The sequence below is a fragment of the Bacteroidota bacterium genome, from assembly GCA_026391695.1.
GTDB lineage: Bacteria > Bacteroidota > Bacteroidia > Bacteroidales > JAGONC01 > JAPLDP01.
Genome location: JAPLDP010000066.1, coordinates 51,513 through 60,009, shown reverse-complemented (window position 1 = coordinate 60,009; position 8,497 = coordinate 51,513). Strand labels below are relative to the sequence as shown.

Genomic DNA, 8,497 nt, shown 5'->3' with positions numbered 1-8,497 from the left:
ATTCAGGGAACCTATACAGTGGCTGCATCAGCTGCAGGGTATCTGGAACAGGTTGCTGAAGACGTGATGGTTGAAGGGATTACGACCCAGGACTTTGCACTTGAACCTGAACCATGCTTGCCTCCACTTAATCTGGAAGGCATAGTCCTCAATGAGGTTGACGTATACCTTACATGGCAGTCACCCACTGCAGTTGATCGGAGCACTAATCGCATGTCATTGCTTGGCTACAACGTCTACCGCGATGGGGTTAAGATCAATACCAGCCTGGTTATGGAAACACAATATACTGATATGGATCTTGCAATCGGCATATATACCTATTATGTAACTGCTCAGTACACCTTGTGCGAATCAGGACATTCCAATGAGGTGGGAGTCACAACAGGTATAGATGAACTTGCCAATGGCAAGATAAATGTCTACCCTGTTCCTGCTACGGATTATGTCAACGTTGAAGTGAGCGACAATGTCCGCGAACTCAGGGTTATCAACTATGTAGGACAGGTGGTGCTTGAACGGAATGTCGGTCAGGCAAAGAGCTTCCAGCTCAATACCTCCACGCTCAGCTCAGGCTCATACATGATCGAATTTACATCTGAAGATGGCAATATTATAACCAAACGGTTAGTCATTGCCAGATAATCCTTAACCGGAATCATTGAAAAAGGGGAGTCCTGAGGGATTCCCCTTTTTTTGTTATTTTTGAAGGGTATATGTGATTGAATCAACTGATAACCGTAAAGGACGCAAAGAGGGATGTTTTCGGTAAATAATATTTCAATGCATTTTTCAGGAATGTACATTTTTAATGATGTATCTTTTCTGATCAACGGTAGGGATCGTATTGGCCTGGTGGGGAAAAATGGTGCCGGAAAAACCACTCTTATTCGTATCATAACACGCGATATTGAACCGGAAACAGGCCAGGTGGTCATTCCATCAGGTAAAACCGTGGGGTATATGCCCCAGGAAATGAATATCTTCAGCACTGACCCTGTTTTCACCGAAGCTCTCTCCACATTCTCAGAAGCTCTGGAACTCGAAGAGAAAATTCGGTACTATTCTGATCAGATTGTAGGTATCAGGGACCATGAAACGCACCGGTATGCATCACTGGTTGAAAAACTGATCCAGGCCACGGAACATTTCCGGATCATCGGAGGCTCAACAAAAGAGGCCGATACTGAAAAAGTCCTCATGGGATTAGGCTTCACCTATGATGATTTTAAACGCCCTCTCAATACTTTCAGCGGCGGATGGCAGATGAGGGTGGAACTGGCAAAGATACTTCTCCGCAAACCTGATCTCCTCTTACTCGATGAGCCTACAAACCACCTGGATATTGACTCCATCCAGTGGCTGGAGCAATTCCTTATTGACTACCCCGGAGCAGTGGTGCTTGTTTCGCATGACAGAGCTCTGCTGGATAATGTTACAACAAGGACCATCGAGATATCACTGGGCAAAATTTACGATTATAAAACCAGTTATTCCGGCTATGTTATCCTTCGTGAACAGCAAAGAGAGAAACAGTTGGCCACATATTCAAATCAGCAACGGCAGATTGCTCAGATCGAACGCTTTATAGAGCGGTTCAGGTACAAAAATACAAAATCTAAACAGGTACAGTCAAGGATTAAGACACTGGAGAAAATTGAGGTTGTCGAAATTGATGTCGTGGATAAATCATCGATTCATTTTGTATTTCCTCCAGCACAACGCTCTGGAAAGGTTGTTTTTGAAGCCAGGAGCCTGACAAAAAAATATGACGACCTTGTTGTTCTGAATGCACTGGATTTTGTCATCACAAGGGACGAGAAGGTGGCATTTGTAGGGAAGAATGGTGAAGGTAAGTCTACGCTGTCGAAGATCATAGCCGGTGTCATTGATTATTCTGGCCATGCCAGACTAGGTCATAATATCAGGGTTGGTTATTTTGCCCAGAACCAGGCTGAATTACTCGATCAGAATAAAACAGTGTTTGATACGATCGATGAGGTGGCAGTGGGAGATATGCGTTCAAAGGTCAGAGATATTCTGGGTAGTTTCCTGTTTGGCGGTGATACCATATACAAATGGGTGAAGTCACTGTCAGGTGGCGAGAAATCCCGTCTGGCCATCGCCAGGCTGTTATTGTCACCGGCTAACCTGCTCATACTCGATGAACCTACCAATCATCTGGATATGCAATCGAAGGATATCTTCAAGGACGCCTTGTTACAGTTTCAAGGGACACTGGTCATTGTGTCGCATGACAGAGACTTTCTGCAGGGATTGACCAATAAGGTTTTTGAATTCCGGAACCACACCATAAAACAATATTTCGGAGATATTTATGATTTTCTGGAGTCTAGAAAAATTGATTCGCTCAGGATTCTCGAAGCCTCTCATGTTAAAGAGCAATCCCGAATAAAAAATGAGAGTTTATCGGAAAATAAACTCAAATATGAACAGAAGAAGTTATTCGAAAGAGAATACCGGAAATTAGCCAATCGGATAAGCAAATGTGAGTCGGAAATACAAAAAATCGAAAAGGAAATCAAAGTTATTGATGAGTATTTTTCAAGTCCTGAAAAGTATGCAACACAATTGCAACAGAAGGGAATATTTGAAAAGTATGCCTTACTGAAGCAGAGGCTGGAAGAGGAAATGAAATCATGGGAAGAACTGAATCTGCAGATTGAAGAGATTGAAAATCAGCATAAAACAGAAATATGATTCAGGAATCCCTATCCATGATTTTCTTGGCAAAATTCAACAATTCTCTTTTTCTTTCATTATCAACATCAATTTTATCAAAAAAAGCCATGGCTTTTTGATAATAGACCTCCATCTCCTGTAATGTAAAGTCTTTAATTTTTAGCTGGTCGTATATTTTTTTGACAGACTTAATTTTAGTTTTATTGTCAAAGGAATTATGACTGAAACACTTTATAAGTGACAGGAGTGTATCACCTGAAGCTATTTCTAAGGCTTTAAGGTAGGGATAGGTTTTTTTGTTATCCAGTATGTCTCCGCCTGATATTTTACCGAATTTGGATTCGTCTCCGTATATATCCAGAAGGTCGTCCTTTAACTGAAAAGCGATACCCAGGTTTTCTCCAAAAGTATATAAGTTTTCAGTATCCTTTTCACAGGCACCGGCGATAATTGACCCTATCTTCAGGCTTGCACCAAACAGTACAGCTGTTTTCAGCCGTATCATACGCATATAGTCCTTTATGGGAACCTTTTCCTGTGATTCATAGTTCAGATCATATTGTTGTCCTTCGCAAACCTCTTTGGCTGTTCTGGTAAATACTTTAAGTACATCGGGCAAGAATTTTTTTTCGGTTTCAGCAACATAACTGTATGCGACAGCAAACATAGTATCGCCCGACAGGATAGCGATGTTGGTATTCCATTTTTTATACACTGAAGGTTTTCCTCTCCGGATTGGTGCATTGTCCATGATATCATCATGCAGGAGAGTGAAATTATGGAAAACCTCCAGGCCTATAGCAGGATTAATGACTTTTTCGATGTCACCACCGAAAAGGTCACAACCCATGAGCATCAAAACAGGCCGAAACCGTTTTCCGCCTAAGGCAAGAGTATATTTGATCGGTTCATAGAGTTCATTTGGCTCAAAATCAAATGTTTGTTCGGCCAGAGCTGTATTGAACCGTTCATGCAAGTATTGGATGGAGTACATGACTAATCAGTTAAATCCATAAGATACTGGCCATAGCCGCTTTTTATCAGAGGTTCGGCTACACTGACCAGTTGTTTCCTGTTGATAAATCCCATCCGGTAGGCCACCTCTTCAATGCAGCCAATTTTAAGCCCCTGCCGGTCTTCAATGACCTGAACGAATTGCGCCGCCTGTAGCAGTGACGTGAATGTTCCCGTATCCAGCCAGGCTGTGCCACGACTCAGAATGCCCACTTTAAGTTTTTTTGCCTCCAGAAAACACCTGTTGACATCAGTAATTTCATATTCTCCACGGGCACTGGGTTTTAGCCCCTTTACAACCCTGATAACGGAGTTGTCATAAAAATATAATCCCGGAACAGCATAATTGGATTTCGGATGCTGTGGTTTTTCTTCAATGGATATGGCATTATTCTTCTCATCAAATTCAACCACACCATAACGTTCAGGATCTGAAACGTGATAAGCAAATACAACACCTCCGTCAGGATCATTATTTTCAAACAGGACCTGCTGTAGACCTGTACCATAAAATATATTGTCGCCCAGTATGAGCGCTGCTTTATCTTTTCCGATGAATGATTCACCTATGACGAAAGCCTGGGCTATTCCGTTGGGTATGGCCTGTTCGGCATAACTGAATGAACATCCTATCGAAGATCCGTCACCCATCAGCTTTTTGAAATGAGGCAGATCATAGGGAGTGGATATGATCAGAATGTCACGTATACCCGCCATCATTAAAACTGATAGGGGATAGTATATCATCGGTTTATCATATATAGGCATCAACTGCTTGCTTACAGCAAGCGTTATCGGGTATAAACGTGTACCTGAGCCTCCGGCCAGAACTATTCCTTTCATTGTGAATTTTTTTATAAAATTAATATTTTTCAGGGAATCATGCTGAACCCCTGGTGTCCGGTTCTTTTATCTCCAAATCAGTGAGCTCAATATCTTCTTCTTCATCCTGCATTTCAATCAGAGGTTCTTTAAATGCCTTAGTCGTGATGTGCCAGTCAAGAGTAAGTATCATGGAGGGCAAAACAAATAAATTGGAGAGGAGAGCAATAAACAGGGTTACTGAAACAAGGTAACCTAATGCCTGTGTACCACCAATGCTGGAGAGGATAAATATGGCAAAACCCAGGAATAGTACACTCGACGAATAAATCATGCTGAATCCGGTTTCCCTGAGTGAAGAAATGACCGATGATTTAATGTTCCAGTGATTTCTTCTCAGATCGGCGCGGTATCGCGATAAATACTGAATGGTATTGTCGACGCTTATTCCAAGTGCGATGCTGAAAATCACTACTGTTGATGGTTTTATCGTAACACCAAGGAAACCCATCAGTGCAGCCGTGAGAATCTGTGGAATGAGATTGGTAATGAGGGAGATTCCTACCATCTTATAAGATGTAAAAAGGAAGGCCATCAGGCCTGCAATGACAGCAATGGCGAGCAGAAGACTCGTCAGGAGATGACGGACAAGATATTCAGAGCCTTTGAAAAAAACTATGCTCGCACCAGTAACCTCCACATTGTATTTGTCGGATGGGAAGATGCTTTCGATTTTAGGCCGGAGGTTCTCATTGATACGCTGAATATCATATGTGCCAAGATTTGCCATCTGAACGCTGACACGCGTCACACGGAAGCTGGTATCGACAAAGGAATTAAAAAAGTTTTTCCGGTTATCAGTAAAACGGGGTAAGTAGGATAAAATAAAATTCTTTTCCTGGCTATTCGGTAAACTGTAGAAATTGACATTTCCGTTATAAAAAGCCTGTTTTGCAAATTTGGCAACATCGGCAATGGAAAGCGACTTGGAAAATTCCGGATAGCCCGAAAGGGTGTCCTGGAGCTGTGATATTTTTTCAAGTGTCGGCAGACGTAATACACCTTTGGGTTTGCGTGTGTCAATTAAAATTTCATACGGTAGAACACCATGAAACTCGTTTTCAAAAAAAACAAGGTCAGTGTACAAAGGATCTCTATGTGCAATGTCATCAACCAGTCGGCCTGTGGTTTTGAGCTGCGTTATGCCAACGATACCGATGCCCAGGCATATGGCTGTGGCGATATAGATGGTTCGACGCCTGTACTGTACAAGATAGATGATCTTTTCCAGAATGCCAAGGGTTATTTTATTTTCAAGATGTTTCAGATGACGGTGTTTTGGGATTCCCAGGTAACTGTAAAAAATGGGAATGAGAAACAACGAAAGCAGATACGTGAACATAATACTGATGGCAGAGATAAGACCAAATTCCATTAACATCTTATTGCCGGTGACGATAAAAGTTGCAAAGCCCACTGCTGTTGCCAGGTTAGTCAATAATGAGGCATATCCCACACGCTGAACAACCCTGGACAAAGCTTTCACTTTATTCCGATGTGCACGGAATTCATGATGGAACTTGTTAAGCAGAAAAATACAGTTTTCAACACCGATAACGATGATCAGGGGTGGAATTATCCCTGTCAGTATAGTAATCTTATATCCCATGACAGAAATGAGCCCTAAGCCCCATATTAAGCTTATGATCACGATAATCATAGGGAATATGACGGCTTTGAACGATCTGAAAAAGATAAAAAGGATGACTGAAGCTATGACCATAGCCAGCAGGATGAAAAGCTTTAATTCCCGTTCAACTTTCTGTACATTGATTGTCCTGATATATGGCAGACCTGAATAGTGAAGTTTTATGTTATATGTCGTACCGAATTTGTCGGCTTTTGCTTTTATTTCATGGACAACCGAAATCCTTTTCTTGGAGTTCAATTTGTCCTTGTCGAGAGTCACTGCAATAAGGGTTGCACGGGTTTCCCTGCAGAAAAGGATACCGTCATAAAAAGGGAGTGAAATGATAACCTGTTTTATGCTATCAAGTTCCTCTTGCGAAGAGGGTTTTCTCAATACAACAGGTCTCAGGTCAAAAGCCTTTGTGGAATCATTTTTTACCAGATTATAGAACCTTCCAAGTGATAGAACCTCCTGGACTCCATCTATATTTTTAATGTCATTCGAAAGGTCGTACATGCTATTGAAACAATCCAGATCAAAAATCCCTTCATCTTTAAGCCCAATAAACAGCACTGCTCCGTCTTCACCAAAAGTTTTTTTAAACTGCTGGTATTTGATGTAGGTTGAATCACTTGAAGGGAGCATACTGGTCAATTCATAAGTGATTTCAACATCATGGGCCCTATATCCCATGAAGGCGGTTATCAACAGGATAATGATGATGTTGACCAAACGGTTCCTTAAGATGAATCTAACCAGGTAAGTCCACATAAAAAAACAAAACTCTGTCTGAAAAAGGACAGAATAAATAGAACCAGAATAAAAGCATTCGAAGTTATAACTTTCCGGCGGAAAATAAAAGTATTATGCGAAAGTAATTGATCTTCAATGCATGAAACAGAATAAGAGCCTTGCTTATATGGTTAGTTTCCAAAATAATTCTATTTTTGTACAACCTCATGAATAATCATTTCAAATATGAAAAAGCAGGAAAAGCTTTTCAGCAGGAAGACACTGGCCATATTATCTGGTGGCGGTGATACCCCGGCTATCAATTCGAGTATTGAATCTATCCGAAACAGGGCCTCTCTGTTGGGTTTTAAAGTTTATGGCGTCAGGCATGGCTGGAAAGGATTATTGGGAGATGGTGATGTTGTGGACCTGAGCCACCAGTCCTATAATGGATGGTACGGCGGTACAGCCCTGCGGTCCAGCAGAACCAATCCTTTTCCATCCAAACAAAATCCTGAAAGTCGTGTACCCCAGATTTTAAAGAACCTCGAGCGGTATAAAATTGATGTTCTGGTGACTATTGGAGGTGATGACACAAATGGTGCCGCCAAACGATTGTATGAAACTGAAGGCATTCCCGTAATAGGATTCCCTAAAACTATCGACAATGATCTTCGCACCAGGACTATGCATAATTTCAATGATAAAACCATTGAGGCGGTGCTTTGTCCGGGATTTCCTTCCGCAGCAGCGGCTATTGCTGAATTTACAGCCCGGATCAAAACAACAGCCGAATCGCATTCCCGGATCATCGTTCTTGAGGTAATGGGCCGTGACGCCGGTTGGTTAACAGGTAGCGCTGTCTTTGGTGGCTGTGACCTGGCACTGGTACCGGAATTTCAAATGACCAGGGAACGTAAGGAATTCTTCCTTGAAACCGTCAAGGAATCTTATCTGAAATCACCTAAAAAGACACTCATCATCGCTGTTGCTGAAGGTGTGAGATGGTACAACGATCTGAAAGATCAAGTGGATTTTGTATATGCAAGTTCAGAAGTAGATGAATATGGTCATCCCCGGTTTGGTGGGATAAGCGGCATTGTCGCATCGGAAATTTATAATAAATTGAAAATTGAAGCCCGTGCTCAGATCACCGGATATTATGCCCGCTCCGGTGATTGCAGGGAATATGACCGCCGCCTGACCATGACCCTCGCTGATAAGGTGGTTGATCTTTTACTCAGGGAAGATTATGGTCAGATGCCCGTGATGAGCAAAGTTGTTCCCTATGAGCAACTTGAGGAATTCAACACAGGCTCTATTGATATGGGTAAGATCGGTAACAGGGAACTGCCTGAAGAATATTATGATGTCAACACATTCAGATTCACCGAAACATTTTCTGATTTCTTATCTCATATTTTGAAGCATCCGGTCCATACCGACTTTGAATATGATTTCCCTGTAGTCATTCCGGAATAAAAAAATGGGTGCCTCGCTTTTGAGACACCCTCTTCCATTTTTATCCCATCTGTT

Annotated in this window: 6 protein-coding genes; 3 read left to right on the top strand and 3 right to left on the bottom strand. The window is 41.9% G+C overall.

Going from position 1 to position 8,497, the window contains the following annotated elements; translation table 11 throughout:
* A partial coding sequence (locus NT175_08780) for a T9SS type A sorting domain-containing protein (GenBank protein ID MCX6234803.1) occupies nucleotides 1-645 on the top strand: 645 nt, incomplete at its 5' end.
* A gap of 114 nt (nucleotides 646-759) precedes the next feature.
* Nucleotides 760-2,721, top strand: coding sequence for an ABC-F family ATP-binding cassette domain-containing protein (locus tag NT175_08775; protein MCX6234802.1), 1,962 nt, complete (start codon nucleotides 760-762; stop codon nucleotides 2,719-2,721).
* A gap of 1 nt (nucleotide 2,722) precedes the next feature.
* Here NT175_08775 and NT175_08770 read toward each other — a convergent pair whose 3' ends face one another.
* From NT175_08770 to NT175_08760, 3 genes are read right to left on the bottom strand one after another with little or no spacing between them, the layout of a single operon-like run.
* Nucleotides 2,723-3,697 carry a polyprenyl synthetase family protein gene (locus tag NT175_08770; GenBank protein ID MCX6234801.1) on the bottom strand — a complete coding sequence of 325 codons (975 nt, stop codon included), beginning with the start codon at nucleotides 3,695-3,697 and terminating at the stop codon, nucleotides 2,723-2,725.
* Between the two features lie 2 nt (nucleotides 3,698-3,699).
* Nucleotides 3,700-4,560 carry a glucose-1-phosphate thymidylyltransferase RfbA gene (rfbA, locus tag NT175_08765; protein MCX6234800.1) on the bottom strand — a complete coding sequence of 287 codons (861 nt, stop codon included), beginning with the start codon at nucleotides 4,558-4,560 and terminating at the stop codon, nucleotides 3,700-3,702.
* A 37-nt stretch (nucleotides 4,561-4,597) separates the two neighbouring features.
* Nucleotides 4,598-7,000 (bottom strand): efflux RND transporter permease subunit, encoded by a 2,403-nt coding sequence (locus tag NT175_08760; GenBank protein MCX6234799.1) that lies wholly within the window; start codon nucleotides 6,998-7,000, stop codon nucleotides 4,598-4,600.
* A gap of 207 nt (nucleotides 7,001-7,207) precedes the next feature.
* On the opposite strand from NT175_08760, the gene NT175_08755 reads away from it, so the two are divergent.
* Nucleotides 7,208-8,443 carry a 6-phosphofructokinase gene (locus NT175_08755; protein ID MCX6234798.1) on the top strand — a complete coding sequence of 412 codons (1,236 nt, stop codon included), beginning with the start codon at nucleotides 7,208-7,210 and terminating at the stop codon, nucleotides 8,441-8,443.
* The last annotated feature ends 54 nt before the right edge of the window (nucleotides 8,444-8,497 follow it).